Origin of the sequence: Prevotella sp. MGM1 (genome assembly GCF_002933775.1) — a bacterium.
Classification (GTDB): Bacteria; Bacteroidota; Bacteroidia; order Bacteroidales; family Bacteroidaceae; genus Prevotella.
Map to the genome: position 1 here is coordinate 1 of NZ_BEWV01000202.1, position 924 is coordinate 924.

The 924-nt window shown below is 50.4% G+C and carries 1 protein-coding gene and 1 pseudogene; both read right to left on the bottom strand.

Features of this window, described 5'->3' with window-relative positions:
* Positions 1-50 precede the first annotated feature (50 nt).
* Positions 51-335: pseudogene (rpsB, locus tag MoGM_RS08275) on the bottom strand (30S ribosomal protein S2); the annotation flags it as partial.
* A 238-nt stretch (positions 336-573) separates the two neighbouring features.
* Positions 574-924, bottom strand: a 351-nt coding sequence (gene rpsI, locus MoGM_RS08280) for a 30S ribosomal protein S9 (protein WP_104369609.1), incomplete at its 5' end; no start/stop codon positions are given.

The following is a 924-nucleotide window of genomic DNA, read 5'->3' on the forward strand; positions in this document are numbered from 1 at the left end:
CCAGAGCCATGCTCTGCGTGTAGCTATTGCACGCGCCCTCGTGAAAATCAACGCTCGATAACGTAAGGCATGTTTACGCTCGTTGCCTTCTCGGCCACGATTTCCTTTGTCTGTTTTTTAGTAGCGACGAACAGGATTTTCTTTCCTGACTTGGCAATCTGCTTGAGTGCCTCGGCAGCCTCGTCAACCTTGGCTACGGTCTTGTGGAGGTCGATGATGTGGATTCCGTTACGCTCTGTGTAGATGTAGGGAGCCATTGCGGGGTTCCACTTGCGGCGCAGGTGACCGAAATGACATCCGGCCTGCAACAACATATCAAAATTTGTTCTTGACATTTTCTTTGTTTCTTTAAATTGTTGTTTACTTTCTTTTTTAATTCTTGTCTGTTAGAATCAGCCTGCGGGTAGTCTCGCGGCACGCCAATCCACATTATAATAATATTAATGGGAGGCATAGCACTACAAGTGCCGGGGATTGCCGCCCGAATCCCGCCGGTTTAGATGCTAAACACGTTCAGCGCGGCCGGCAATGAATATCCGCAGGATAATACCGGTCGGCACGCAACGCATGACATTAACGCTTGCTGAACTGGAAGCGACGACGAGCCTTCGGCTGACCCGGCTTCTTACGCTCAACGGCACGAGAGTCGCGAGTGAGGAATCCGTGATCTTTGAGGTTTTTCTTGTCTTCAGCGTTGATTTTCACGAGGGCGCGGGCAATAGCGAGACGCAGAGCCTGGCTCTGGCCTGTGAAACCGCCACCGTCGAGATTTGCCTTTATATCATATTTCTCGAGCACTTCGAGCAGTTCCAGCGGCTGTTTCACCACATACTGCAAGATGGCTGAGGGGAAATATTCCGTTACGTCTTTCTTGTTGATCGTAATCTTGCCTGTTCCTTCGCTTACGTAAACACGTGCCACGGC